Below are 25,056 nucleotides of genomic sequence, written 5' to 3'. Positions count from 1 at the left end.
CGGGCCGCATTCTGGGGGTGAACCAGAATGCACACGCTCCAACCAACCTTCTTTGGCTGCTCAACGGCAACAACGTCGCTGTCCTTGCCGACGCTGCCACTAGGGTCTTTGAGAGTTACCTCGACGCTCAAATGGAAAGACCAGATGCGCGAAACTTCCATCGAACCAATCTAAAACAATGGTGTCTCGAGAACCGAAGTACTGCTATTCTACACGGGCTGACCGTGATGCGTGCGTGGTACGCCAATGGTTGCCCCAACCAAACCACAGACACCGTTAGGTTCTCCGACTGGGACAAAATGGTGCGCCAACCACTCATCTACGCCGGTGGCGAAGACATCTTTGCCAAAATAGATGAGTCCGTCGCGAAGGACCCGGTGCGCGAAACCCGAAACGAACTGCTCCGAAACCTTTGGCTAATGTTTGGTGACGAGGAATTCAAAACCAAGGACCTGTACCAAGTCTTTGATGGTTTCCAAGACGAAAAGACGTCGTTGGAAAAGGAACTTGGCCAATGCCTACGTGACATCACCAAATCAACAGGGCGAGCCGTGAGCCGGGTGAAAGTTGCCAAATCACTGGAAGCACTAGTCGGGGTCCGGGTGGACGGACTCACGGTAGCTAAAGGCTACGACGATCATAACAAGGTCGCCACTTGGGTGGTTCAGCCAGTGTCTGACGAAGACCGTAAAAAACTCGAGACTTGGCGTGAGGAGGCCACCAATGAAGCGTTTTGAAACGGGCTGCGAGAACCGTGAGCCGGGCCACGCGAGCGTACAACGGGGGTGCGTAGGGTCGCGGGGGGTGTCTAATCTCCAGAGACGAGAGAGAGATGATAAGGGGGGTACAATAGAGAGGGGGATAGGTACGAGAGCCGAGACGGTACGGAGACCCCCCGCGACCCTACGCACCCCCGCTGTAGAGAGGTATCTCGAGACCCATCTCTGGTATCTCGACGGGTGTATTCACCCCTCGCACCCCTCGCTGAGCGCCAGGAGGTCGTATGACGGACAAACGAGACACAATAAAATTGGCTCCTAGTCACCGCACGGTGCGCGACGCTGGGTTTTTGCGACCTGTTGCCCCCGACGAGGCTGCTGATTTGGATTTCACTGGTCCCGGGTCTCGGCGGGAGGCTTTTCTTCAAGTTTTGCAGGAGACTGGCATCGTTAAAGAGGCGTGCAAGGCCGTGGGGATCGATCACCCGCAGGTCTCTATTTGGAGAAAGCGAAGCCTGGAATTCGCGTCCCGGTTCGATCAGGCCATGGAAGTTGGGCGCTATGCGATACTGGATTTGGCGGTGCACCGGGCGCTGCACGGTTCCTATGAACCTGTTTTCGGGCAGGACGGGGCGTTGGTCGCTTGGACCAGAGTTCCGAGCGATGCCGTTCTGGTTCAACTCCTCAAACTGCACTTTCCAGAAAGGATAAAGGATGACTGAGACGTTCAACATGGTCGCGCTTCGGCAAGAGGCGGAAGCACTGGAAACGATGCCTGTGCCTGCCGAAGTAGAGAACACGGGCACGATCCTTCACCCGGCGCACAATGCCGACCGGGTGGCCTTGGAAGCTGAGCGCCAGTTGGCGCGGATTGAGGAAATGGTCCCGGTATTCATGGAACGAGCAAGGGCAGGGGACGAGAAGGCGGCGGCAATCGTGATCCGATTGCAGGAACGCGCGGCTGCCATTCTTGGATCAGACGTGCCCAGTAGGGTGGATGTCAACGCAACCTTCAATTTGGCGGACTCATTGCGTCAACTCGAAACCCGGAACGCGATTGACGTGGAGCTGGAGGAAATAAGAGATGAATGAACTCGTGGCGCGGAACGCGGTAACCGTAGTTAAAAACGGTGAAGAAATTCGCCCGATTGAGGCACCTATCGAAGTGCTGCCTCAGGCCATTGGAGCGGATGAAGAGACCCTGCAGGGGCTGTTCCTAACTTGTTTGGCCCACACGGGATCAGCGGGAAAGGCTGCGGCGATGGTTGGCGTGAACCGGATCACGGTGGCCAACTGGCAAGGCGACCCGGCCTTTGCGAGAGGGTGGGGGAAAGCGATGCGAATGGTCAGGCAAATGCTCGCGGACACCGCCGTTGAAAGAGCCGTGGAAGGCACACTGGTACCAATCCTGGACAAGCAGGGCGAAGTGGTAAACTGGGTTCGGAAGCCGAGCGACATGCTTCTCAAAACGCTGATCGAGAACCAAGCACTGTTAAGGTGAAGAGCCTGAGATGACCGATCTAACAAGAAATCGGCCATACACTGGTTCATCGCATCACTGTTTCTACCAACGTTGCCGCATTCGAGTTTGCAGTTGTTAGCCGTTAGTGGTCGACCAACAATCGGCCAGAGCCTCAAGCCCCTCTTTCGCTCGATGCAACGTCAAGGCTGCCATTTCTTCTCCGGTTTCATTCTCAACAGAAACAGCGGCAGACTCGTATCAATCTCGACCAAAGCCCCATAGGTCATCTACTCGAGAAAGCAGTATGTGGGATACGGTCTTCGTTGATGGAGTAACTTCTTCAACTTTGTAGTTCCAGTAACATAGAATAGTGTTATCAGTTCTTCTTCCATTTTCGTCTTGGAACTCAAAAATGAGGCTCTCTGCCGCTGTTGGATTTCCAAACCCTAGGAACCCGCTTGGGACGCTAAAAACAATCATTCCTGGCTCGCTCTGAGATCCAGGCACAATGAGGGAAAGCAGGGTCTCGGACTGTCGGTCCAAAAAGATTAGAGTGCAATGCTCTCGCCCATCAGCTTGTTTTGAATACTCAACATCAATTGCAAAATAATCTTTGTCGGAGTCTTCATAGAAGATTTGCTTATCGGCTTCTTGCGCGACTACAGAGTGAGCCATGACGATGGCTGTCGCGGCCGAGAGCATTGGAGATTTCATACTTGGATATTCCTGATTTTGTTCGTTTTCCTATACCGACTTCTGACGACTAAGTCTGCGAGTTGGAAAACTGTCTGTTGGAGTTGAGTTGATCGCACTACTTGCCGGTAAAACGACTACCTCTGAACAAGAGTGTTCGTAACCAAATTCGTTAAATCTGCGTCCTATTTTGGCTTTTTTGAGGACATCGGTCACCGCACCCACAGACGTGGTCGCACGGACCGGTATCGTCGAGGCCACGGGACGGGGTACGGAGGCCACAGAGCGATCGGCTCGTAGGTGAGGGCGGCCAGACGCCTAGGTCATCGGAGATACCTCCCCGTGGCTCGGAGGGCATACTCAATAGGAGAGGCTAGCGAGACCAACTTGGGAAGGTCTTATTCTACTGCACAAAACTCGATAGTGGTGTCATCGGGTCCCACAACGCCGACCATGGAACTGATACTTTCTCGGTCACTTTGGAGGTGTTTTCTGCGTAGCCAGCAAAGGATGGATCAATAGGCACCTGTGCGTCGGTCCAAAGAGTTACTGAGAACCACTGTAAAGTAGGGTCTCGGCCTTCGAGAGGTAAGCTCATTTCCCTGTCCAACGCGAACCGGCTCAAGGATATCTTGCAAAACTTTTCGTTCACGTGGGGCGCGTAGTAGCCCCGAATTACAAAATTGGAAAAGTTGCCTGAGTTCCAACTCCAGACGCGATCTTCCAACGCCATTGGCCTACCAGAACCGTCCATCCCCGTGTTGGAGAAAGTCGCGAACGCCTTTTCGGAACTGTTGATCCCGGCATAACGATCATCAGTCATAACTATCGCTGTGTCGCAAACATTGCGGAGCCTTTCCCATGTAAGCTCTGGGAAAGGAACTTGCGCCACGGTCACTTGGGCGAGGCTTGCCTTGGCGATGGTGTCGATCCCGTACATTTCTTGGGGTGGTGTGGCGATAGTGCGAGAAAACAAGAAGTCAGTCATGCCCCTGGCCCCGTGCTCGACTTTTCTTGTTAAGTCAAAGAGATAAGAGGCGTCGAGGAGAGACAGCGCGTACGCATTCTGGACTTCGGTCGGAGTGTGCGAGCCGTCCTCGGGAAGAACAAGCCGAGGCGCGTGAAAACCCAGATAGGCACCGGGTTCTATGACGGCGTTTCTGGACCTGATTGCGCCTGTTCCAACGACTACAGAGCCTCCAAGGAAAGCAACTGCACAGGCAGACAGGCAAACGTCACTCCGCCGGACGTAAGTTGCCACGGAGCCCTTGTGCCAAATGGTATGAAACATACGGAGACCTTCGATAAAGTCACCGCCGGGACTGTTAAGGCATAGACGTGAACCAGATGCAGTAGGAGGGATAAGCTCCTCGATCTTCAACGCATCTCCCTTTTCCACGCCACCGGAGAAGAAGTAGTCGCACTGAGGTATGTCGGGGCTAGCTCGCAGGTCTCCAGCGACGGCTGCATTTGAAAAGGTAAAGGAGGCCAGCAAGGATATGAGCGCAGCAACCTTGGTATGCAATTTTCTTGGCAAAATAACTCTCCGGAGAACTCTAATAATTTGTTTTCAATGAAATATCAGTCACCGATCTCGGGTTAACGTGCAATGCAGTTGTATTAAATTCCTCGCGGGTCCGCGCAACTATCAATTGAAGTGTGGCTAGATGGTCGCGTATTTTTCATTCAGCTAGATTTTATCATTCCAATTATTGGTCACTTAACTACACAGCTGTACTGGTGGCCTGCGACCAACTCATCGAAACGATCTAGTTCAAAGCACATCTCTGAGACATCGGGGGCATGAGGTGAGCGCGCGCTGCTTACTCTGAATCTTCGGGCTTGTGCTACCTCCGCTTTCCATTCCGTTTATTTGAGTAGAAACTGGTGGCGAAGTGGCTGAACTATTGAAAAAAATTTTGCAGAGGGGAAAATTGATTGAAATTCTTTTTCACGACACTTCTCTCAATGTCACTTGCCGCATCGTCCGTCGTTGCGAATGGTCTTCACGTTCGGGATGCAGATACCATCGTCGTCGATGGGATGCCCGTTCGGCTCCAGGGTGTAGATGCTCCGGAATTGGGGTCATCGTCCGGCAAAAACGCCAAGCGTTGGATGGTCAACTACCTACGTGGAAAATCTATTGAGTGTAAGCTCACGGGCGAACGTACCCACGACCGTTATGTAGGCGTCTGTTATGCGGATGGCCAGGATATTGGTGGCGCTGTTATTGCTGCGGGACATGCTCTCGACTGCGCCCGTTACAGTGGTGGGCGATATCGACACCTAGAAACGCCTGCAGCGAAATCTCGGCTTAGGCGAGCTCGTTACTGCTGAATGGGTACGATAATTACAGAGTAAACGTACTATTGTTGGACTGCTTCAAGGTCGTGGCCAATCAAATCTACAGCACTAAGAAAGTCTTAATAGCCGGCACCTTATTTCACCTAAATCGCGAAGGTGGCTAAATCTCAGGTTTAGTCGGTAGCGGATGATCCAGTGTTTGGACGTAGTGCCTTATGCTCTGCGTACAAAGAGACTGTATGCTTCAGGTCGGCTCTCTCAACTCTTCGGAAAGCCCATGGCGTCCAGATATAGATTTGCTGAGGCGCCCGGATAGTGCCAGATTCTTGGGTGTGATCTTCTTCCAATGGCCCCGGACTAGCCGGGGCCATACATTTCGCCCAATGGAGGTTAATTACTAGGGAAGTAGCACCGTGTCGATTGCGTGGATTACGCCGTTGGAAGCTGAGATATCAGCGGCAATGACGTTTGCTCCATTGATTTTTACGCCGTCAGTTCCATCCGCAGTGAGGGTGCCACCTTGAGCAGTTGTAAGTGAACCTTTCTGCCCAGCCAGAGTACTTGCGGGAAAGTTACCGGGAACAACGTGATACGTCAGGATGTTAACAAGCTGATCCTTGTTTTCCGGCTTCAAAAGATCATCGACAGTACCGGCTGGAAGGGCAGCAAAGGCCTCATTGGTCGGAGCAAATACGGTAAATGGACCGTCACCCTGCAGTGTTTCCACCAATCCTGCAGCCGAAACAGCCGCCACAAGGGTCGAGAACTGGTCGCTAGACGAAGCGACTTCGACGATGTCGTCACCTCCGGTTGAACATCCGGCAACAAGAGCCAACAGGCCTGCAGCAACAGTGGATTTCAGAACAAATCTACGTTTCATGGGTGTTCCTCCTTTTGATCTTGTGTCGGCCCTAAGAACCGATTGGACCAATAGATATCATTTCCGTGGATAAGCCAAATCATGCGTCGCAGCACATCCTTTGCGCTCAAAGTCTGTTCTTCTTGAATTCGTAAGGTCGGAGGAGCGCGCATCGCAGCCTCCTGACGGCACAAAGCAGCTATTTAAACAAGTTACCCTGACCACCAAGAAACAGGCACTACAAATCCTGCTTCTACTGCTTTTCGTTCGTCTTCACTCCTCAATCCGAACGACCACTTTGAGCTCGATGCAGCCGTTCACTAAAGACTGCCCAAACGACTGCCTTGCAGACAAGGTGGCCGTTGGTTCTATAGACAAAACGGCCATTCTTGGGTTCAGAGTACGCGTATTTCGTAAAGCGGGCAGGATTACGCGTCTTCTCTTCCGTAAGCACAATATCTCAATTGGCACCTTTTTTGGATGCTGAGGAGGCCGCTACCAATCGAATTTCCATCATATCTTTAGGTCCAGGCGCGGCTTCCAAAACGGGCGGAAGAGTTCAATCTTGGGGCATCGGTTCATCACTACTTTAAGGCCCGCCGCTTCGGCGAGTTGCGCTGCTTTGTCGTCGTACACACCGATTTGACCCCAAAGAACTTTTGCCCCGATTGCGATAGCCTTCTCGGCAAAGGCATATAACTCTTCCTTCGGGCGAAAAACGTCTACCATATCAACATGCTTGTCGATCTCTTCCAGCGAGTGGTAGACCTTGAGCCCCCTAATTTCCAAAACATTCGGGTTAGGATTCACCGGTAGAATATCATAGCCGATTTCACTCAGCTGTCGCAGAACGCCATAGCTGAATTTCGTTTTGTCCGCGCTAGCCCCCACCATTGCAATGGTTTTAACCGACTGCAGGATGTCGGCGAGATATTTGGGGTCGTAATCGTAGATGCGGTCGATATCTGCTTCGGGCATCGGTTAACCTTCCTTCGGCGTCGCAATGTCAGCCTTGAGTTCGTGGGGTTTGAGAGGGTCGAGAAACGGATTGCGGTACAGCTTGTCATGGCTCTCGACCCCGATCTCAAGCGTGATGTCGGATGTCGGACGTGCAACGCAAAGGATCACATAGCCGTTCGCGATTTGCCGATTATTCAGCGCAACCTGTCGGCGTTGATCGATCGCACCACTCTGTAGTTTTGCCGCGCAGGTAATGCAGCCGCCATACTTGCACCCAAAAGGCAAGTCGACGCCCTGTTCTCTCAGCGTTTCCAGAAGTGGACGCCGTGCATCCACACAGTATTGCGCGCCATCTCTGTTCGCGATCGTCACGGTATACACAGTCATAGCCAGATGTCGCTTGTGCAATCACCGCCCGGATACCGGCTCTCGTGACAGCGCGATGGACCATTCGGTTCTTTGCCAAAGTCCACAATGAAATCCTCGTTGATCTTCATGCCACCGTTTTCAGGGTCGCAATCGATCATCACCATAACCCCGCCCTTTTCGCGGATCTCGGGATAGAACTGGTTATCCCAAGTCGAGAACAGCGAGGTCGTGACATAAAGCCTTCGTCCGTCGAGAGAGAGCTGGAACATTTGCGGACCGCCCGCGACCTCAACCCCATTAACTATCGGAGTTTTACCCAAAAGCCCTCCCATAAACACTTGGCCGGTTAGCTTGGGATTATGCGGGTCGGTGATGTCATACTGGCGCATATCTCCATGCAGCCAATTGTTCAGGTACAAGTATTTGTCGTCCATCGAGATCAGGATCGCCGACATTACCCCCGGCAACGGGATCGGCCATTCGGGGTGCATCTCGTTTTCCACGTCGATGATCTTTTCCCACTGCCACTTTTTAGCATCGTCTTGCCACCAATGGATCACATTGGTCGAAAGAGCTGCGCCACAGAACCCATGCGTGCTGTCGGGGTCATGGTGGAACTTGACTTCCAGTGGCAACAGCCCGTCTTCACCCAAATAGAAACTTTCGACCGGTTCGCGCTTTTCGAAATTCCAAAAATGCAGCTCCCGCCCATATTTCAGATGGCCCACTTCTTCCAGATCGAAGCCTGGCATGAAGGTATTGGGCGCAGCCCATTCGGAACTGACCATCACGTTGTGGCGTGGTTGGTACCAGAAGTCATAGCCGAATTTGATATCGCCCATCGAGGTTTCCCAGCGACCGACGATGTTGAACTCTTTGTCGAGATGCAGATAGCCTCCAGGAGCCTCACCCTTGGCATTTCCAAGGAAGGAAATGATAATTTCCGAGCCCAAACAATGCACCGTATGCGGGCCCGATAAATCTGCCTTGGCCTTGATTTCGGCCCCGTCGATGACCTTATGCAACCGCGGCGCACGCGGGTCAGTGGCTGTATCAACGATGTGAAGGTTGTTAGAGCGTACGCCCGGCAGGATCAGGTATTTGCGGGACATCGAGCCGTCGTCGTGACAGGACGAACAGGCGTTCCACCCCATGTGGTGAAGCTCGTCCCCAATCCCCGGCATTTCCAGCCTATTGATTACCTGAGAATAGGTCGGGCTGTCAGGGTCGACATCCACTGTAGCAAGGTAATCAGGTTTCTGGATCCCTGTCCCGGTGTAGATGGCGATCGTGTAGAGTAGCTTTTCTCGGGGGGCTTTGATGGCTTCTTGCGGACTCTTGAAGCCCGGTCCACAGCATTGTCCATCCATCGAGTGCTCCTCCCTTGATTCCCTAAATTGTATCGTATATCGAAAACTTAGTTATCAAAAAGTGAGAAAATGCATCTCGAACGATTAGCGCTGATTTTGGAAATCGTGGGTCAAAAAGGACGTGCGTCCGTAGCGGATATCTGTGCTCAGTCCGATATACCTAAACCGACGGCCTACAGGCTGGTTCAAGACCTTGTTTCGTCCGGCCTCCTTGAATCACCAACCCGCGGAGAGTTCGCGATTGGTAATAGGCTAAAGCGTATCACGTTGAGCGATCACTCTGATCCCGCTCTTTTGCAAGTGATTGCGCCTGTCCTATCTGGCGCCGCGAATGACTATGGCGCTGCGTTTTTCTTGTCTCGGCTACGGGGCCATTGGGTCGAGATTATTCATGTGGAGACACCGCAGACGGGCGTGTCTTTTCTTCATCCAGGTATGGGCAAACGACCAATGCACGCGTGCTCTTGCGCCAAGGCAATCGCCGCCGTTTCGCCTGAACTGCTGTCTCAAGACCGATTGGATGGTCAGCTTAAGCAGTACACAGATCGCACGATTACAGACCCCAAGGATCTGGCCGCGGAACTTGATGTCATTCGAGCCAAAGGGTATGCCGAATGTGTTGAAGAGCTCGAGCGCGGAATCAGTTCTGTCGCTACAACTCTGACGAAGACAGGTGTTGGCGCGACGCTTTCAATCGGCGCTACGGCGTCTCTTCGGGTGTTCACACCTTCCGAGCGAGAAAAGATTGGCCATACACTTACCACAATGTCACACGAACTTGCTCGCGCGCTAGGATGGGGTGAAGCAGATGAAGAAAGGATATCCGCTTAGGTTCATGGGTATCGCAGTGCTTTAGGTTTATGCCATCCAGCAGGATAGGTGTGTTTTGCGACCTTCGCCGCTTTCAGGTCAATGAGGGAGACAAATATGGACGATGCAATGTTTGGTGGGTTCTTCGTGATCAACGTAAAACCTGAGTATCGGCAGCCCTTTTTGGACGCCAGCATCTTCCAAGCGCAAAATGTTGTCAGTGAAGAACCCGAAGTTTTCCAGTTTCATATTATGGTGGATGAAACAAACCCAAATCGTTTCTATTTCTACGAAGTGTTCCGGAACGAAGCCGCAGTCCAGGATCATTGGGAATCTGAAGCCTTCAATAACTGGTTAAACACTGTCCGAAAGATGCTGGATGGTGAGATCGAACTTGTTGCTAGGATGCGCTCGCTTTTTCCGACACCAAAAGGTTTCGAGGCGCAAAAAGCAAGCCTGCTCCTATGGTGAAATTGACCGACGTTTGAAGCTACCACCGGTACGAGAAAATTATGAGATTTGGTGCTTGTCCGCTTTGGGCTCAACGCGGCCGTTCAGCAGAACTCAGTGAATGTCTGCTACGCGAACAGTAAGGATTTTGAGTGGGACAAAAGGTAAAAAGCCTTTACCACCGGGATTCAGTTTTCTTGGTTTCACATTTCTGAGATTTCGCTAACTTCGCGTGGAGTGGCGTCAATTTATGTTCACCAACCTTACCAGTCACCTATTGAGGCAGCCCTGCATTTTTCCAACCTTCACGCCAATTGCTTGCACAAGATGGAACAGTGAATATTGGTATTTGAGTCTGCGCTGAGGCTGCTGTCAGGCCCGGGCGTAATGCCTGAAGGTCCGCAACCGCTTGGCGAGCAGCAGCATCATCGGTGAGGTGTCCAAGGGCAGCAATCAGCATGAGATGACTCATAACGAAGCTTGAACGCACAGATAAGGCATTTCGACAAGCCTTAACAGATTCTTCATAGCGCCCAAGATGAAATAGTGCACTTGCTTGAGCGAGGTAAGCAGCATGGCGCAACGGATCGTGCGGGCTAAGGTCCACAGATTGAGTCGCGTGGCTGAGTGCCTCCTCGGGGCGATTAAGCAGAAACAGGTTGATGGACGCCAGCATGTGAACTGTTGCGGCGTTTGGGTTTTGCTCGAGAGCTTGTTTGAACGCAACCCGCGCGCGTGGTAAATCCCGCGCCAGCATTGAGATTGAATGCGCAGCATACGCCAGTGCAACCCCGTCTGCACGATCGCTAAGCAGCACCCGTTCGGCTGCTTTTACGGCCTCTTTCGGCCCTTCACCGATAGGTTCAAGCCCTTGGACCATGCGTTGAATATGCAACCAAGCCAACAAACCTGATGCGGACGCATATTCCGGGTCGCGACCCAGTGCGAGGGTCGTCAGCCTTATGGCCTCTCGATTGTCTTCATCCGTCAAAAGATGGAAGTGCGATTGAGCTCGCAGGTAAAGTTCATAGGCTTCCAAATTATCCGTGGGTTTCGCGCGCGCTCGGTTTGTTTCGGCGTGCCGTAGAGATGGCTCAATCGCTGTAACGACTTCCAGCGTGACTTTGTCTTGAAGGTCGAAAATATCATCAAGCACGCCGTCAAAGCGTTCTGCCCAGAGATGACTGCCGTTTTCCGCATCAATCAACTGCCCAGTAATGCGGACGCGTTGACCTGCTCGTCTGACTGAGCCCTCGAGAACATAGCGCACTCCAAGTATGCGACCAACTTCGCGAATATCCGTGCATTTGCCTTTAAAAGTGAAGGACGAATTTCGAGCCACGACCATCAGCCAGCGGAAACGAGACAACTCTGTGATGATGTCTTCTGTGATACCGTCCGCAAAGAAATCCTGTTCGGGATCATCAGACATATTGTCGAATGGGAGCACTGCAATCCCAGGTCTAACATCCGTTATTTGCGATAGGTTGGCTGAAGTGCCCTTAGGCCAGCACCAAACACCAATGCGGCGCGTGATGTTTTTGAGTTCCGTCTGCTCACCGCCGTCGAACTTGGATGCGTCGCCTCGATCAAGACTGTTGTGAGATGTATCCGACAACAATACCTGATCTGGCTCGGCCATTGCTTCGAGACGAGCGGCGACATTTATTCCATCACCAAAAATGTCGTCACCTTCGGTGACAACCTCGCCGGTATGAATGCCAATTCGAAGCTTGATACTGTCTGGTTTTTGAGCCGATTGTATTGCAATAGCGCAATCTGCAGCGTCTGATGTGGACTTAAACTCGGCGATCCAACCATCGCCCAAGCTTTTGATCATTGTCCCGCCATGGGCTTTCAGAAGCAATTGGAGCGTATCTTCACGAAATGATCGGAGCGCACTAATCGTACCTTCCCGGTCCTGATCCATCAGTGCTGAATAGCCGACAATGTCCGCGGCAAGCACCGTCGTAAGACGTCTGTCCATTCGTTCCCCCTGTTTTAAGGAACTTAACGCGACACTCGACTTCTGTCAGCCCGACAAGGTCGCCTTTCAAGGTCACCTTTGGACTCAAAGCAATCACCTGCTTCTTTTTGTTGGATAACGGGTTCTCCATGCTGAGCGAACATTGCGGTGACTGGTTCAATTAACTTCGCAGATTATTGTTCCCCAATTTGGGTCCCCTCACAGGCGGCTAAGGAAGAAGTTGGGGGAGTCGCTCGCAATCGAGACCAAATTGACTATCAGCAAGACAAATATGGTAAAAAGCGAGGCATTCTTCACCAGGTAATGCTAAGCTCGAGCCTTGGCGTGCACTGGGTCAAAATCAACGAACCATGATCGGTAGAGTGCCCGGGCCATTTCTTCGAGAGTGGTGGCAGTCGTGCGGTTCAGCTCGATCTTGTCGTCAAGAGCGCCGAGGATAGCTGCAATTTCATTCTGCTCACTAACTAAAGGCCAAAGAACTTGTATTGGATGAACATGGTTTCTATTCAAAGTTGGGTTTGAAGAACCCACATCCAGGCTCTTGGTATCCAGCGTCTGCAGAAAATAGTACACAAATCTTCTGCAGTTTCCTTTGAAATCTTTTACCCAAAGAGTCGTATCGTGCGGCCAGTAAGGCCCCTTTGACCAATGAACAGTTCCAAGACTACCCTTTCGCCCGATAACAACACCTGGGCCATCGTCAACGGCTGTATCATGGTAAGAACTAGGGCCACCGGATGAGATGACTGGGATATTACCAGGACGCGCCTGTTTCTTGGTGATATCCACACCTCGTTGCAGCGTGATTTGGTCACCAATTGTGCATCGTAACCATTGGTTCATTCCAGCGCTCCCAACCGGTCCGCGATTTCCGCTTCCAGCTTTCTTCCTTCAGCAAATTGCGCTTCCAGTTCTGCCTTCAGACGCTCGAACTTCTCCTCGAATGGCTCGTCGTCTTCTTCGGCAGCTCCAGCACCCACGTAGCGGCCCGGTGTCAGGACGAAGTTGTGTTTGGCGATCTCTTCCAAGGACGCTGATTTGCAGAACCCCGGTTCATCTTCATAGGTACCCGCGTCTGGCTCTCCGCGCCAAGCGTGGTAAGCGGTAGCGATGCGCGTGACTTCATCCTCGGACATTTCCTTTTGCTTCCGGCTGCCCGGTACCAGCGCCCCCATTTTTCTGGCGTCGATGAACAGAACCTCTCCGCGCCGGTCGCGAAGTTTGACGTCTCGTGCCACGCCGTTTGATTTATCCTTGGCCAGAATCCACAGGCAGGCAGGGATTTGAGTTCCATAGAAAAGTTGACCGGGCAGGGCGACCATCGCATCTACTGCGTCGGCTTCCACCATCGCGCGGCGGATATCGCCTTCGCCACCGGACATAGACGACATCGAACCGTTGGCCATTACCACCCCACCGATGCCCGATGCGGACAGGTGGTGGTAGATGTGCTGAATCCAGGCGAAGTTAGCGTTGCCTACTGGTGGAGCCGAGAATTTCCAGCGCACGTCTTCGCGCAATGACTCCCCGGACCAGTCAGAGATGTTGAAAGGCGGATTGGCGAGGATGAAGTCGAACCGCTCGTCTGGGAAGGCGTTCTTTACCAGCGTGCCTTCCGAATTCCAGCGGATGTCGCCAAAGATACCCCTGATTGCAAGGTTCATACGAGCGAGGCCGAAGGTGGTGTGGTTCCGCTCTTGGCCATAGATGGCGATGTCGGTCTTTTGACCTTTATGGGCCTCGATGAACTTTTCGGATTGTACGAAGAAGCCGCCGGTTCCGCAGCATGGGTCATAAACCCGGCCCTTGGTGGGTTCGATCATTTCGATCAGCGTGTCGACTACGGATTTAGGTGTGTAGAACTCGCCACCGCGTTTACCTTCGGACGAAGCGAATTCGCCGATACAGTATTCGTAGATGCGGCCAATAAGGTCGAAGTCTTGTTTGCTGCCCTCGAACTTGATGTTGGAGAAGAGGTCCATCAGCCCTGTGAGCATGGCGCGGTCGATACTGTCCTTGCCAAAGACTTTCGGCAGAGCGCCTTTCAGCGTCTCGTTGTCCTTTTCAATGGCGCGCATTGCGTCATCCAGCATAACGCCGATCCGGGAGTCCTTGGATTGCTTGGCGAGGTTCGACCACCGCGCTTCTTCCGGCACCCAGAACACGCTTTCCGCCAGATACTCGTCGCGATCTTCAGGGTCCGCGTAGTCATCCTTGGAAAGCTGGTCATGAAGCCGCTGAAACGACATCGACACATAGCGCAAGAACAGTAGGCCTAGTGCTATGTGTTTGTATTCGCCTGCATCCATAGAGCCGCGCATTTTGTCAGCGGCTTTAAACAGCGTTGCTTCAATTGTCATGGTTTGCCCCTAAGTCTTTGTTTCGCCTGCGATGGATTCGCCGGACGAGCATTTTCGGCTGATAGTTCCGCATCGCGTACCAGAATTCAATACAGTCTCAGGTTGAGCTTTGCGGAAATTTTGCTTTCTGCCTTGCTTGGGTTGTTTTGAACCTGCAGCTGCAGAAAACTATTTGGAAAGTTTAGTCCTCTACCTTCGATTTCAGTTTTACAAAGTCGGCATCCAGAGCTGCGCGGAGAGCTTTGGTTTGCGAAACCACTTGTTCTTCGCTGGCTCCATCGGCCACTACAAAAACGTATCCCGACCCGCTAGCTGGCCCCTGATCTGGCGGACAGTCATAGAGGGCTTCCACTGCGGGAAGAGCGTCGAGGAACTCGTGCATGTACCAAGCCTCTGTAGCGATTTCGATGGTGCTCCCACCGATATCAACACTGAGCTTTCGCCAACCCTCGTCGAGTTCGTCGGCGACCATAGCGTAATCGGACCAGTCAAAGTCAGCAATCGCGTCGAGATTTCCTCCGGCGGTGAAGTAGCCGTCAAAGATGTTCCCAAGATACCCCGGGGTCTCTTCCACCGGGATTGGATCACCGTTTGCGTCTTCGTAAATCAACTCCGCCATAACTTTCCCCTTCAACTTCATCAGTAGTCTTGGTCATTACGTGGGGTCACGCATCCCGGGGCGCTTGCGAAAAGTTGCCATTTCTAAATTAAATTAGAGGTTTAGTGGCAGGATAAATCAATCCGACGCATGATCGGAAAAATTAGGGCAGGGGTCGCGGCAACGACACCGCGCACCGGGCCGCTGATGAACCCGATCCAAGAGTGAATAGGCTGTCGTTAAACTGTCATAAAAGCGTGACGTTCCTGGACTAGACGATGCTTTGGTAGGTTGAACTCCTCCAACTACCGCTCCGCGTCCGTCTATCGTCTGTTTATCGTCCATCCCCGGGCGGCGCGGGGCTTTGTTTTGGTAGTGACAGTCCGCCGCACGTCCATGTTCTCAGCTGGTGCGTAATTCCTTTACATCACTCGCGGAACGGCCCGTGCCGCCAAAAGTGTCCCCTCTATCCAGCCGGTGGCACGGGTTTAAGGGATTGTGCCAGAAAGCCGCCAACTATCTGAAAAATTGGCATCAACTCACACGTCGCTTCATTTGACCAAGCCTACATGACGGTCAGATCATATGAAGGTGCGAGTTATGTTTAGGATAATACCATTCGCATTAGCGGCTGCGCTGGCGATCCCTGCGAGCGCAAAGGCTTGGATTCTGGAAGATATTGTAACTCCTGACAATCTCGAGAAGGTTGCCGTTAGGGTCTTTGACAGTGCTGAAAATGGCTGTTGGACCAACATTGGCGAAACGAGGACCTATGCCGAGGATAAACTGAAAGAGCTAGGTTATGTCGTCGTGAAAGACCCCCAAAAGGCTGATCTTCGGTTGGACTTATCTGTAAATAGCGAGCGATCTACGGGTGGATGTTGGGGATCCCTTGACGTCGAGCTAAAAACCCATGCTTCGCTTCTGTCGGGGTATGGATTCGCAGATGCAATAGTAGGCGAAATCGGAACCAGTTTTGTGGATTATGACAACGCTAACATACTGATGTTGGATTGCATCAAAGACATATTCGATGAGATGGAGAGTGCGGCGAAAGTCCACGAGATGGACACCTGACTTCAACATTGCCGGCTGCATCATTACTTCAGGTTCAGCAGGTAGCTGATCTTCTTCTTGAGTTGCTAAACAACTCGTTCACATCGCACGTTTCTCATCCACCAATAGCGATGAGCCGTATTTGAATACGTCTGGTTTATTGTCGACCGGACACTGCCCGTACTTTGGTTCGCAGCCCTGAACCGCAGTACGGGCAATCTGATCCAATCACATACATCCGCCGTAATATGAATGTTCCCGAACAGCCAGCCGGGATCGTCTCATGAGTGACTGCACCTCGCCTCCGTGCGGGGTGCAGTTTTTTTCGCAATCCAGTTTTCGACATGACGCGTATTACCTACGGTTTCAGCTTCCCCCTGAAACCCTACGTGGTTTGACTTGCCCCGCCTTAGTGCGGGGTTTTTTTTGGTCCGGAGCGCATTTCGACCCGTACCCCTTATAGAAGGGAGATAAGTCATGACCAATAGTTTCGACATAAAATCATCCTGGGCTTCGGTGATGGATGAAACCAAAAACCCGTTGAAAAAGTACTCTTTGCCAACTGCTCACATGCTGATGCAACTGCTAGCATGGATGTGGAGCGCAATCTTTTCACTGATGGTTGGCAGCTATTTTGTGTTTGGAGTTTCTGCAGTCGGTCACATGCTGTTAATCGGCGGACTGTTTGTAACGCTTATGGTTTTTCACAAAGCTGAAGCTGAGGAAAATCAAACCAACTGACCTAAAAATGACCGACCGGACCCCTTTGTTCTGGTTCGGTCGGTAGCGGGTGGTCGGGCGGCTCCACCCCGTGTTTGTTAAGCCACTCAAACACTGCACCCCATTCATCTTGTAGAGAGGGTGCGCTGCGGTATTCGCGCAGCTGTTCCAGCTTACATTTCAGATCAAAAGGGATGGTTCGCGGCCAGCTTCGCATGGGAACTTTGGTAGAACATTTGGGGGTTCAGTCAAGTTCAGATAACGCCAAAAATAGAAAGTGGGCACCGGGAGATGCCGATGCCCGACAGTACAGACGTTTACATTTTTGGATGCGCGTCAGCTCGCTGGGAGCTGTTGTTTTGAAGTTCCACAGCCGGATGGCGGTCTGCACTCTTTCCTAGAGGCAACATGCTCGCAAGGACGACACCCCAAAAAACCAAGACGGCAATAAACGGGCCGCCCAAGGCATATGTAATTCCGAACAGTACGAAGAAGGACGCCAGTACCAGCCAATGCTTAATGGTCATAATTGTCACTCCTTTTCTGTCTGAAACTCTCTGATCGTTACATGGGTGCTTAAACCGCACTAAGCATGTGAAAACCTGCCAAAACACAGTAAATTTTTGCCGCTTCTGAACACCGGCACCACGAGAGGCATTTCGGCTAATTGTGAATGACCTCTAAGGCACGGTCTTTATTAGCTTTTTGGGCCGATCCCCACTTCCTCTCGACCGCACCAATACAATCCTCCGGGTTTTCATAGGTTTTCATGCCATGTGTGACCAGACTGTCATAAGTCGTTATTTTGTCACTCTTTTCGCGCAGTGAATAGCGCTGATTGTTCATAGGACACCATTAAGCACGCCGTGCATGACGAATTGGTTGAGGCGGTCACGCGTCTTTATTATTAGTGCCTTAAATGCCTTTGGTATCTGAACACAATTTCCAGGAAATGCCGTGTCAGGCGCTAGGCTCAACGCAACAGCGAATTGACGTGTTCAAAACATCAACTCAAGAGAACTTTCCGCGATGAAGCCTAGATTTTTGTGCGTCGGTACACATCACAAGACTGGCACAATTTGGATGCGAAAGGTTTTTCGTGAAATCCATCAAGATCAATCCATCCCATTTATGCAGTGCTACAGAGCGAAAAGACTTGCTGACGCGGCTGAGACAGGGCCACAGATTATTGTGAATTGGTCGTCTAAATTTCCTAGAGAGCTCCTGGAGCTGGGTCACGCCAGATTTCTGCACGTTATCCGAGACCCGCGTGATGTGCTGCTGTCCGGCACCCGCTATCACCAGATAGCGCCGACCGGCAATGAGAAGTTTCTGCGAGAGACAAGAGTAGAATGGGATGGCAAGACTTACAAAGAGTATATTTCCAGCCTGCCAAATGAGCTCGACAAGCTCATGTTTGAAATGGAAAACAAGCACCATCAAACTCTGACCGAAATGATGGCTTGGCCATATGGTCATGAGAACGCGATAGACGTGAAGTACGAGGATTTGATCGAAGACTCGACGTGTGATTTGTTCCGAGAAATTCTTAGCAATTTTGACATTGAAGGATTGGATATCGACAAAGCCGTGCGGTCCTATTGGAAGCACTCTTTGTTTGGGGGCTTGAAAAAGAAAACTGACCGAGCGGAACGGATTTCGTTGCATATCGGGTCAGGGGCTAAAGCGCAGTGGCAAAGCAAACTGCCACGTGAAGTCGCCGAGGTTTATGAGGCGCGCTATGGTGGTGCTCTGAGGAAGCTTGGCTATGAAAGTAACTCGGATTGGGTGAAGACCTGCCCGCCAAGCAGTCAAATCTTCGCATAATTGCCGTCGAAAAACCGGAATAGCGTGGCTCGGTGTGTCGCGCCGCAATCGGTCGGATTCAAATGAGCCGTGACTTTGGCTTGCATCAAAGATGCAACGACCCATGCTTCATGAAGTTTCAGCTTCCGGTTTCGGAAAATACCCAGAATCCACAAACTCTCGAAACTCGGGCGCCTCAAGTTGATAATCCAGAACACGTCGCGCGCAGTCGTGGCAGGATCGAAGCAGAGCCGCCAGATCGCCATCTTTCAGCCAATCAGACATAATTGAACGAATGGCTGAGGTGTCGATTAAATCGTCATGGCTTGTGTTGATGTCGTATTTCCCAAAATACTCCATGTCGATGCGGTCTTTGTTTTTTGAATTGGCAGTTCCACGTAACCGCTTGAGCAAAAACTCTTCCCGGCTTTTGACCGCATAGTGATTTACTTGTGCAGTTTTGCCTGTGACGTTGTCTCTGTTGCCGCGCCATCCTTTTTGAAGAATATTCCCGCCCATTGGCTTTCCGTCCGCGTTTGTCCAACGCGCCATGTCTGGCTCGATCTCGCGGTGTTTGAAAAAGCGGGGGCGGTGCACTCCGAAATAGTCAAACGTTGAAGGGCGGAACAGCGTTTTGAAACCCCAGACCAAACCGTTTTCAGGGGCCTCGAAAGTTGATCCGCGCGTGAAGCGTTCCGTGACCAGAGCTTCTGGGTCCCAATGTTCCAGCCCACATGACCCCATAAGGCGCCAGTTGACGGATATCGCGTCTGGCGCGCCACAATTGTCGATCAATGCATCTATGCTGCGATCACCTACGTGGACGTTAAGGAATTCATCTGCGTCAAGTATGAGCACCCAATCGGCATCCCGCACCCAGTCCATTCGGTTCGCTCGTGAGTAGGCAGCGCGCTGCGGGTCCATCCTCGGGCCGATGGGGTTATCAAAGTGACGGACCACCCCCAATTGATCAAGGCGGTTGAGCATTAGATTGGTGCCATCGCTGCAGTCGTTGGAAAAGATGCAGAAATCGTCAATGCCAATTGATTTGTGATAGGCCAGCCATTCCAGCAGGTATATTCCTTCGTTTTTTACCGTAGAAAGCAACAGCTTGCGGCCTGCGTTCGGGGGGGTGTCTTCAGTTTTCATCCTCATCCCCGTTGGTCGGTCGTTTCAATGCCCCCTTGGCACTGTATCTGCCAACTGCGTGTTTCACGGATTGGGCTTTACCTACCACGTCAGAAACGCGGTTGTCGGCCTCATCTGCCGCTTGAGCAGCCAACGCCATTTTAAGGGTGCGGTCCTTGGACAATGGTACACCCAAACCTGCGGCAGCCTCAGTGTTCATAAATGGATTGTCCGGGCCGTTTTCGTCATCCATTCGGTTGTCGGCCCCCGGTTCGTCGCCTTCAAGGGCGTTTGCCGGGGCCTTGCCGGAAAGTTCAAGCAACTCGCGGCGCGTTTGACCTTTTTTCGCCGTCTGAGTCTGAGCGATCATTTTGGCAATCTCGCTGTCGGATACTCCTTGTGCCTGCAGCTCCTTGACCTTCAACTGCCATTCTTTTGGCAAGTGTTGAACAAAGAGAACTTCGTCAAGCTTATTCAGCGGAACCTGACCCGCTGTCTTCAACTCTTCCAGCCATCCTTCATATTCTTCGGTCTCGCGCAGTTGTCGAACGCGGTTCTCATGGTGGTGGATTGCTTTGTCCTGCAGTTCCCGCATTATCGGGTCGGCCAGGATCGCTTCGATTTTTCGCTTGGTCGCGCGAATATGACGCTTCACGTTGGTGGCTTCGGACTCGTTTCGATCAAAAAGCGCGAAATAGGCGGCGTTATACTTGTCTGGTTTGTTGTTCACATTGCCCCGAATGCGCCTGAGCAAATATGAACTCGTATGACTTGACCGCATAGTGGTTCATCTCGACCAAGTCATACCCCAAGGTCGGTTTCGTAGAGCGCCAGCCTGACAAAGAAAACTCGTGCGGCATGGGATCGCCTGATCCGTTTAGCCAGAACTGGTCCAAAAGCAGTTTGGCGTTGGCGGGAAGTTTCTTGGCTTTTTTTATGTGCGGTCGGTGGATGCCAAGTTTCATGTCCCGATATGGCTTGAAGAGGGTTTTCACCCCCCAGCCTTTTGGAAACCTATCCGGCGCGGATCGGGTGTAAGATTCGATTGCCAACCCTGGGTCCCATCGCGTCAGGTCATTCGATCCGAAAAAGCGCCAGGTAATGGCAATCCCATCTGCCTTGGGGTCAATGTTTTCCACAAGGTCTGTGATCCGGCCGCGCCCAACTTTGATGGAAAGGAATTCGTCCGCGTCCATCGTCAGAATCCATTCGCTGTCGGTCACTTCCGGATTTCTGGTTCCAAGCGCAAGGGCATTTGGCTGCGGTTTGCGCCCCTCGGGTACGTCGTTGCGGAAGTGTTGTACCCATCCCAGCTCTTGCAGACGGATCAGCATGTCGTCTGTGCCGTCGGTGCAGTCGTTTGTATAAACGACGATATTATCGAAACCTATGTGCTTGTGATAGGCGACCCATTCCACCAACGAATGACCTTCATCCTTCATCATGGACATGATCGTGAAGCGGTGTTTGGGCATTAGTTCTCCATGCCTATCAGTTCCGGCGATAAACAGCTCTTACGAGGGTCTTTCCCGATCCAAGCGGTTCGAGGTTTTTCGCGCATAGTGATGTTCACGGACATTCAGTAGCAAATTCAATGCTCAAGTTAAATTCCACAATCTGGCGAAAGCGGGTATTTTTGAACCTTTTGATGGAAGCCTGATGGCGCAAGCTGCGGGGCATTCTGCCTTGAGGTTGTCAAAATGGTTCGATCAGACGCAGCCAGACCAAATCAAACACAGCCTGTCCTTCCAAAGCGTTACTCGACCTGAACTTCGCTGCGCAGCTTTCCGGTTGTTTTGTCAAATATCAAAATACGATTGTCATCGGTCACGACCGCGTACCAATTGTTGCCAATTGTCACAGCCTGTGCCTTTGCGCCGCCCGGCAGTTCAATCTGGTCGGGCAGAGTGGGGGTTCGGTCCGATAGCCGGATGACAATCAGGGCGAATGTCACTAGAACGCCGCCAATCATCACCGCGGTCAGCAGCATGACCATTCGCCGCAACAATCTGATCTGCGGCGTTTCCAGCGGTTCTTGGGGTTCGGAAGGGACAGTCATGGGCACTCGCCAGATTGAATTTCACATCGCGGCTGATCCGCCGTCACGCCTTGATAAGGCGCTTTCGCGTGATGTGCCAGCCGAGGAAAACCTTTCGCGTACCCGGTTGGGGCGTCTGATCGAAAGCGGTGCTGTTCTGGTTGACGGTTCTCAGGTCACGGATCCTAAGGCCAAGGTCACAGAAGGGGCCACGGTCAAGATAACCGTCGCAGAAGCCGAGGATAGCCATATCGGACCCGAAGAAATTCCCTTGGATGTCGTGTACGAGGATGACGATTTGATCGTCATAAACAAACCAGCGGGGATGGTGGTTCATCCGGCGCCGGGGTCTCCGAACGGGACGCTGGTAAACGCGCTGCTGCATCATTGCGGATCGGATTTGTCCGGCGTCGGTGGTGTAAAGCGCCCCGGCATCGTCCATAGAATTGATAAAGAAACCAGTGGCTTGCTGGTTGTCGCTAAATCAGACGCAGCGCATCACGGGTTAGCCGCCCAGTTTGAGGCGCATACGGTCGAGAGGTATTACCGCGCTATCTGTTTCGGGGTGCCGGATGCGAACGAACCCAGATTGCGTGGGGTCAAAGGGGTCAGTTTTGAGCCCGGCAATGTCATGCGTCTGACCACGCAACTGGCCCGCCACAAGACGGATCGTCAAAGGCAGGCCGTTCTGTTTCATGGCGGCAGGCACGCGGTGACGCGGGCGCGGGTCGTTGAGACTTTTGGCGCTCCTGCTGGGTTGGCCCTGATCGAATGCTGGCTGGAAACGGGACGCACGCATCAAATCCGGGTCCATATGGCGCATGTGGGGCACGGTTTGGTCGGTGATCCGGTCTATGGAGGTAAGCGAAAGCTGGCCGTCAAAGCCTTTGATCCCGCAACTGTCGAAGCGGTGCGCGCCTTTCCCAGACAGGCCCTGCACGCGGCTGTTTTGGGTTTTGAGCACCCGATCACAGGCGAATCTTTGCGGTTTGAGGCAAATCTTCCCAAAGACATGGAGAATCTGATTGATCGGCTTCGCGCGCCACTGTCATAATGTGCAAACCATTGTGAGTAACGCGTTCTTATCTTTCCTTTATAGATCGTTAATTCCAAACTGTTACAGGTACCTCTTGAATGGATCGGGACGACCTCCCATATCCTATGTTAACGAACTAAACATTTGTCGGAGGGACATGAAACATGGCAAATTACGCAAATCTCCCCGCGCCGACGCCGGAAGGCGGACTGAACCGCTATATGCAGGAAATTCGCAAGTTTCCCCTACTGGAGCCGGAAGAAGAATATATGCTCGCCAAACGTTGGGTGGAGGAGCAAGATACTAAATCTGCGCATAAAATGGTCACATCGCACCTGCGATTGGCGGCCAAGATCGCCATGGGCTATCGCGGCTATGGATTGCCTCAGGCCGAGGTGATCTCTGAGGCCAATGTGGGTCTGATGCAAGCCGTGAAACGGTTTGACCCAGAAAAGGGCTTTCGCCTGGCGACCTATGCGATGTGGTGGATTCGTGCCTCGATTCAGGAGTATATCCTGCGGTCGTGGTCGCTGGTGAAGTTGGGTACGACTTCGGCGCAGAAAAAGCTGTTCTTTAACCTGCGCAAGGCCAAAGCCCGTATCGGCGCGTTGGAAGAGGGCGACTTGCGTCCCGAAAACGTGACACAGATCGCCAACGATCTGGGCGTGACCGAAGAGGAAGTGATCAGCATGAACCGCCGGATGTCCGGTGGCGATGCTTCGCTCAACGCGACGGTGGGGTCCGAAGGCGAAGGCACCATGCAGTGGCAGGACTGGCTTGAGGACGAAGATGCCGATCAAGCTGGTGACTATGAGGCGCGTGATGAATTGGACGCACGGCGCGAGCTGCTGGCCGCTGCTTTGGAGGTTCTGAATGACCGTGAGAAGGACATTCTGACTCAGCGCCGTCTGATGGATCAGGCCGTCACGCTGGAAGAGTTGAGCACGCAGTACAATGTCAGCCGTGAGCGCATTCGTCAGATTGAGGTGCGCGCGTTTGAAAAGCTGCAGAAAAAGATGCGTGATCTCGCGCGTGAAAAGGGAATGTTGGGAACGGTTTAAGCCACCCTAATTCTGGAAAAGCCCGCCGAAGTTGGCGGGCTTTTTTTGTTACTGGGCAAGCTGTTGCCTGAACACGCGCACCATGTTTCCGCCCATCACCTTGCGGATTTGATCCTCGGTCAACCCTTCGTAAAGTAGGGCAGAGGTCAGAGCCGCCAGTTCGGATGTGTCAAACGCGGTCTCGACCGAACCGTCATAATCTGACCCAAGCGAAACATGGTCTTCGCCAACCGTTTCAACGGCGGCCATGATCATCTTGGCGATACCGGTTGGCGTGATGTCCCCACAGGTGACGTCCGCCCAATATCCCATGCCGATGACGCCCCCGGTTTCGGCAATATCCAGCATCAGATCGTCAGGGTAGTTCCGTTTGACGGGGCAGAACCCATGCAACCCACCGTGGCTGACGATCAGGGGGACGTCTGTCATTGCGATCACGTCCCGCGCGACCTGCGGGCTGGAATGCGCAAGGTCGATCACAACTGGCATCGCTGCCAACTCTGCTACGACCTCACGCCCGAAATCTGACAGTCCGGTATTTGCCTGCCCGTGAAGCGATGCACCCAGTTCGTTGTCGAAAAAGTGGTGAAGCCCGAACACCCGATGCCCGGCGTCAAAAATGTCATTGAGATTGGCCAAATCACCTTCCAGTGGATGACTACCTTCGATGCCCAGAATTCCGCCTACGATTGGCTTGCCCGCGGCGCGCGCTTCAAGCACCTGTTCCAGATCACCGCGTGTCTTAACGACTTTAAGCTGGCCATTGGACGCGGCCTCGAACTGGTGGAGCTTTTCTGCCTGATATATCGCGCGTTCCTTCAGACTGCCCCATGTACGCAGCGGCCATAACTGACCGACGGCCAGAAGGGTGATGTTGTCAAACGACTCCGCGGAATTGGCTTCATAGTTCTGGCCCGCCGGGGATTTCGTTACAGCTGTGAAAACCTGCAGGGCCACGTTTCCTTCGATCAGGCGCGGGATATCGACCTGTCCGCGTGTACCACGCTCAGTCAGGTCCCGGCTCCACAGCAATGGGTCGGCGTGAAGATCACCGACGATGAGGGTCTCGTGCAAGGCGGCGGCATCATTCGTTACATCGTAGGGGGCGTGCGCAATGACATTGTTGCGTTCCGCTTCGATGTAAGGTGGTAGAAACACGAAGAAAACCAACGCCCCGATAACCACCGTGACGGCGATCAGGATACCAACCCATTTGAAAAACCTGCGCATTTGCTCTCCCTCTCCTTGTTGGCGCTAGGTTACGGAGAAT

At 52.6% G+C, this 25,056-nt stretch carries 28 protein-coding genes; 12 read left to right on the top strand and 16 right to left on the bottom strand.

Annotated features, from left to right (window positions below; genetic code table 11):
* Nucleotides 1-17 precede the first annotated feature (17 nt).
* From ACT2B1_RS11915 to ACT2B1_RS11900, 4 genes are all read left to right on the top strand, one after another.
* Nucleotides 18-737, top strand: coding sequence for a hypothetical protein (locus ACT2B1_RS11915; RefSeq protein ID WP_481667811.1), 720 nt, complete (start codon nt 18-20; stop codon nt 735-737).
* Nucleotides 738-1,003: 266 nt separating this feature from the next.
* Nucleotides 1,004-1,441 (top strand): hypothetical protein, encoded by a 438-nt coding sequence (locus ACT2B1_RS11910; protein ID WP_481667810.1) that lies wholly within the window; start codon nt 1,004-1,006, stop codon nt 1,439-1,441.
* A complete protein-coding gene (locus tag ACT2B1_RS11905) occupies nt 1,434-1,811 on the top strand; it encodes a hypothetical protein (RefSeq protein WP_481667809.1) in 378 nt (125 codons plus the stop codon). Before ACT2B1_RS11910 ends, ACT2B1_RS11905 begins: the two co-directional genes overlap by 8 nt.
* Entirely contained in the window at nt 1,804-2,220 is a 417-nt protein-coding gene (locus ACT2B1_RS11900) for a hypothetical protein (RefSeq protein ID WP_481667808.1), read from the top strand. The genes ACT2B1_RS11905 and ACT2B1_RS11900 overlap by 8 nt, the downstream gene beginning before the upstream one ends.
* Nucleotides 2,221-2,439: 219 nt before the next feature.
* On the opposite strand, the gene ACT2B1_RS11895 is transcribed toward ACT2B1_RS11900, so the two are convergent.
* Together ACT2B1_RS11895 and ACT2B1_RS11890 are read right to left on the bottom strand one after the other, a co-directional pair.
* Complete coding sequence (locus ACT2B1_RS11895; protein ID WP_481667807.1) at nt 2,440-2,895, bottom strand: hypothetical protein; 456 nt, start codon at nt 2,893-2,895, stop codon at nt 2,440-2,442.
* A 382-nt stretch (nt 2,896-3,277) separates the two neighbouring features.
* Nucleotides 3,278-4,411 carry a hypothetical protein gene (locus ACT2B1_RS11890; RefSeq protein ID WP_481667806.1) on the bottom strand — a complete coding sequence of 378 codons (1,134 nt, stop codon included), beginning with the start codon at nt 4,409-4,411 and terminating at the stop codon, nt 3,278-3,280.
* Nucleotides 4,412-4,842: 431 nt separating this feature from the next.
* Between ACT2B1_RS11890 and ACT2B1_RS11885 the strand changes: the two genes are divergently transcribed.
* Nucleotides 4,843-5,211, top strand: coding sequence for a thermonuclease family protein (locus tag ACT2B1_RS11885; RefSeq protein WP_481669021.1), 369 nt, complete (start codon nt 4,843-4,845; stop codon nt 5,209-5,211).
* A gap of 364 nt (nt 5,212-5,575) precedes the next feature.
* Here the strand turns inward: ACT2B1_RS11885 and ACT2B1_RS11880 are convergent, their stop codons facing one another.
* The 4 genes from ACT2B1_RS11880 to ACT2B1_RS11865 all read right to left on the bottom strand — a co-directional run bounded on the left by ACT2B1_RS11880 (nt 5,576) and on the right by ACT2B1_RS11865 (nt 8,736).
* Nucleotides 5,576-6,058 (bottom strand): fasciclin domain-containing protein, encoded by a 483-nt coding sequence (locus tag ACT2B1_RS11880; RefSeq protein ID WP_481667805.1) that lies wholly within the window; start codon nt 6,056-6,058, stop codon nt 5,576-5,578.
* Between the two features lie 492 nt (nt 6,059-6,550).
* Nucleotides 6,551-7,015 (bottom strand): CoA-binding protein, encoded by a 465-nt coding sequence (locus ACT2B1_RS11875; protein ID WP_481667804.1) that lies wholly within the window; start codon nt 7,013-7,015, stop codon nt 6,551-6,553.
* Between the two features lie 3 nt (nt 7,016-7,018).
* Entirely contained in the window at nt 7,019-7,384 is a 366-nt protein-coding gene (locus tag ACT2B1_RS11870; protein ID WP_170389884.1) for a 2Fe-2S iron-sulfur cluster-binding protein, read from the bottom strand.
* Nucleotides 7,381-8,736, bottom strand: coding sequence for a selenium-binding family protein (locus ACT2B1_RS11865; protein WP_481667803.1), 1,356 nt, complete (start codon nt 8,734-8,736; stop codon nt 7,381-7,383). Before ACT2B1_RS11865 ends, ACT2B1_RS11870 begins: the two co-directional genes overlap by 4 nt.
* Before the next feature lie 69 nt (nt 8,737-8,805).
* Here ACT2B1_RS11865 and ACT2B1_RS11860 point away from each other — a divergent pair, with 69 nt between their 5' ends.
* Both ACT2B1_RS11860 and ACT2B1_RS11855 read left to right on the top strand, forming a co-directional pair.
* Nucleotides 8,806-9,567, top strand: coding sequence for an IclR family transcriptional regulator (locus ACT2B1_RS11860; protein WP_481667802.1), 762 nt, complete (start codon nt 8,806-8,808; stop codon nt 9,565-9,567).
* Between the two features lie 96 nt (nt 9,568-9,663).
* Complete coding sequence (locus ACT2B1_RS11855) at nt 9,664-10,017, top strand: putative quinol monooxygenase (protein ID WP_481667801.1); 354 nt, start codon at nt 9,664-9,666, stop codon at nt 10,015-10,017.
* A 253-nt stretch (nt 10,018-10,270) separates the two neighbouring features.
* Here the strand turns inward: ACT2B1_RS11855 and ACT2B1_RS11850 are convergent, their stop codons facing one another.
* The 4 genes from ACT2B1_RS11850 to ACT2B1_RS11835 all read right to left on the bottom strand — a co-directional run bounded on the left by ACT2B1_RS11850 (nt 10,271) and on the right by ACT2B1_RS11835 (nt 14,962).
* Complete coding sequence (locus tag ACT2B1_RS11850; RefSeq protein ID WP_481667800.1) at nt 10,271-11,983, bottom strand: adenylate/guanylate cyclase domain-containing protein; 1,713 nt, start codon at nt 11,981-11,983, stop codon at nt 10,271-10,273.
* 306 nt (nt 11,984-12,289) lie between these two features.
* Nucleotides 12,290-12,826: a restriction endonuclease subunit S gene (locus ACT2B1_RS11845; RefSeq protein ID WP_481667799.1), complete on the bottom strand. Its 537-nt coding sequence runs from the start codon at nt 12,824-12,826 to the stop codon at nt 12,290-12,292.
* Nucleotides 12,823-14,343 (bottom strand): type I restriction-modification system subunit M, encoded by a 1,521-nt coding sequence (locus ACT2B1_RS11840; protein WP_481667798.1) that lies wholly within the window; start codon nt 14,341-14,343, stop codon nt 12,823-12,825. Before ACT2B1_RS11840 ends, ACT2B1_RS11845 begins: the two co-directional genes overlap by 4 nt.
* Nucleotides 14,344-14,524: 181 nt before the next feature.
* Nucleotides 14,525-14,962 (bottom strand): hypothetical protein, encoded by a 438-nt coding sequence (locus tag ACT2B1_RS11835; RefSeq protein WP_481667797.1) that lies wholly within the window; start codon nt 14,960-14,962, stop codon nt 14,525-14,527.
* Nucleotides 14,963-15,541: 579 nt separating this feature from the next.
* Here ACT2B1_RS11835 and ACT2B1_RS11830 point away from each other — a divergent pair.
* Nucleotides 15,542-16,018, top strand: a complete 477-nt coding sequence (locus ACT2B1_RS11830) for a hypothetical protein (protein ID WP_481667796.1) — start codon at nt 15,542-15,544, stop codon at nt 16,016-16,018.
* Between the two features lie 456 nt (nt 16,019-16,474).
* On the top strand, nt 16,475-16,738 hold the full coding sequence (locus ACT2B1_RS11825; protein ID WP_481667795.1) for a hypothetical protein: 264 nt from the start codon (nt 16,475-16,477) through the stop codon (nt 16,736-16,738).
* A 296-nt stretch (nt 16,739-17,034) separates the two neighbouring features.
* On the opposite strand, the gene ACT2B1_RS11820 is transcribed toward ACT2B1_RS11825, so the two are convergent.
* Nucleotides 17,035-17,244 (bottom strand): hypothetical protein, encoded by a 210-nt coding sequence (locus ACT2B1_RS11820; RefSeq protein ID WP_481667794.1) that lies wholly within the window; start codon nt 17,242-17,244, stop codon nt 17,035-17,037.
* A gap of 502 nt (nt 17,245-17,746) precedes the next feature.
* On the opposite strand from ACT2B1_RS11820, the gene ACT2B1_RS11815 reads away from it, so the two are divergent.
* Nucleotides 17,747-18,544 (top strand): sulfotransferase domain-containing protein, encoded by a 798-nt coding sequence (locus ACT2B1_RS11815; protein WP_171121110.1) that lies wholly within the window; start codon nt 17,747-17,749, stop codon nt 18,542-18,544.
* A gap of 108 nt (nt 18,545-18,652) precedes the next feature.
* On the opposite strand, the gene ACT2B1_RS11810 is transcribed toward ACT2B1_RS11815, so the two are convergent.
* From ACT2B1_RS11810 to ACT2B1_RS11795, 4 genes are all read right to left on the bottom strand, one after another.
* Nucleotides 18,653-19,672, bottom strand: a complete 1,020-nt coding sequence (locus tag ACT2B1_RS11810) for a glycosyltransferase family 2 protein (RefSeq protein ID WP_481667793.1) — start codon at nt 19,670-19,672, stop codon at nt 18,653-18,655.
* Nucleotides 19,662-20,381, bottom strand: a complete 720-nt coding sequence (locus ACT2B1_RS11805; RefSeq protein WP_481667792.1) for a hypothetical protein — start codon at nt 20,379-20,381, stop codon at nt 19,662-19,664. Before ACT2B1_RS11805 ends, ACT2B1_RS11810 begins: the two co-directional genes overlap by 11 nt.
* A complete protein-coding gene (locus tag ACT2B1_RS11800; protein WP_481667791.1) occupies nt 20,356-21,126 on the bottom strand; it encodes a glycosyltransferase family 2 protein in 771 nt (256 codons plus the stop codon). The genes ACT2B1_RS11805 and ACT2B1_RS11800 overlap by 26 nt, the downstream gene beginning before the upstream one ends.
* 281 nt (nt 21,127-21,407) lie before the next feature.
* On the bottom strand, nt 21,408-21,710 hold the full coding sequence (locus ACT2B1_RS11795) for a DUF6476 family protein (protein ID WP_171122892.1): 303 nt from the start codon (nt 21,708-21,710) through the stop codon (nt 21,408-21,410).
* Between ACT2B1_RS11795 and ACT2B1_RS11790 the strand changes: the two genes are divergently transcribed.
* Both ACT2B1_RS11790 and rpoH read left to right on the top strand, forming a co-directional pair.
* Nucleotides 21,709-22,743, top strand: a complete 1,035-nt coding sequence (locus ACT2B1_RS11790) for an RluA family pseudouridine synthase (RefSeq protein ID WP_481667790.1) — start codon at nt 21,709-21,711, stop codon at nt 22,741-22,743. The two genes, ACT2B1_RS11795 and ACT2B1_RS11790, sit on opposite strands and share 2 nt — an antisense overlap.
* Nucleotides 22,744-22,889: 146 nt before the next feature.
* The gene (rpoH, locus tag ACT2B1_RS11785; protein WP_481667789.1) at nt 22,890-23,786 is read left to right on the top strand and encodes an RNA polymerase sigma factor RpoH; all 897 of its coding nucleotides are present in this window, start codon (nt 22,890-22,892) and stop codon (nt 23,784-23,786) included.
* 48 nt (nt 23,787-23,834) lie between these two features.
* Here rpoH and ACT2B1_RS11780 read toward each other — a convergent pair whose 3' ends face one another.
* Nucleotides 23,835-25,016, bottom strand: coding sequence for a dipeptidase (locus ACT2B1_RS11780; protein WP_171239444.1), 1,182 nt, complete (start codon nt 25,014-25,016; stop codon nt 23,835-23,837).
* Nucleotides 25,017-25,056: the final 40 nt, after the last annotated feature.

The sequence above is a fragment of the Ruegeria sp. S263 genome, assembly GCF_056780525.1.
The sequence above is the reverse complement of the archived record's forward strand: the minus strand, read 5'-3'. Positions and strand labels throughout refer to the sequence as shown.